The organism is Arthrobacter sp. K410C (genome assembly GCF_059090105.1).
Genome location: NZ_JBNHFJ010000048.1, coordinates 1 through 1,001 on the forward strand (window position 1 = coordinate 1; position 1,001 = coordinate 1,001).

At 58.7% G+C, this 1,001-nt stretch carries 1 protein-coding gene; it reads left to right on the forward strand.

Translation table 11 applies throughout. The features are described 5' to 3' along the window. On the forward strand, positions 1–962 hold a 962-nt coding region (locus AC5RU7_RS21005; RefSeq protein ID WP_494053876.1), incomplete at its 5' end, for an IS3 family transposase. Between the last annotated feature and the right edge of the window lie 39 nt (positions 963–1,001).

Genomic DNA, 1,001 nt, shown 5'->3' on the forward strand with positions numbered 1-1,001 from the left:
CCAGGGGAGCTACCCGAACTGGAACGACTTCGCCGGGAGAACGAGCGCTTGCGGGCGGAAGTGGCTTACCTGGGAAAATTGCGGGCCTTGAGGGCGCAGGAACGACGGTGAAGGTTCAAGCCCTCATCGCTCTCAAGGCTGACTTTCCCCTCCCGGTACTGTTTCAGATCACGGGTCTTGCCAGGTCAACATTCTTCTACCACCAGGCACGTCTCCTGGCACCCGACCCCCGGGAGGCGCTCAAGGCCGAGCTCATGGACATTTTCGAGAGGAACCATGGCCGGTACGGACACCGGCGTATCCACGCAGAGCTGGTCAAGCAAGGATGGACAATCGCCAAGAAGACAGTCCTGAAACTCATGCGTGCGATGCGGCTCGTCTGCAAAGTCCGGCGGAAGAAGCGCTACAGCTCCTACAAGGGTGATCAGGGGAAAGTTGCTCCGAACGTCCTGAATCGGGAGTTTGACGCCGATGGCCCCAACCGGAAGTGGGTGACAGATGTGACCGAGTTCAGGGTCGGGGACCGGAAACTCTACCTCTCACCGGTTATGGACCTCTTCGACCGGCAGATCATCTCTCACACCATCAGCTCGTCCCCGAACCTGGAGCTCACTAACGCTTCACTACGCCAGGCCCTCAGCTGCCTTGAGCCCGGTCAGCAGCCGCTCGTGCATTCGGATCAAGGGTTTCAATACCAGCACGCTTCCTGGCGGGCTCTCCTGGAAAGCGCCGGCGCCGTCCAATCGATGTCCCGCAAAGCCAATTGCTACGACAACGCCGTAATGGAGAACTTCTTCGGGCACCTCAAAGAAGAACTGTTCCACCGCGTTCGCTTCCTTAACTCCGACGCACTCACGATGGCACTGAACGAGTACATCCGCTGGTACAACAACGAAAGAATCTCGACAAAGCTCGAGGGCCTGAGCCCGGTGCAATACCGTGCTCAGGCCCTCGCGGCTTAGGCTCTTACTTACCCAGTCCAACTTTCGGGGACCAGTTCA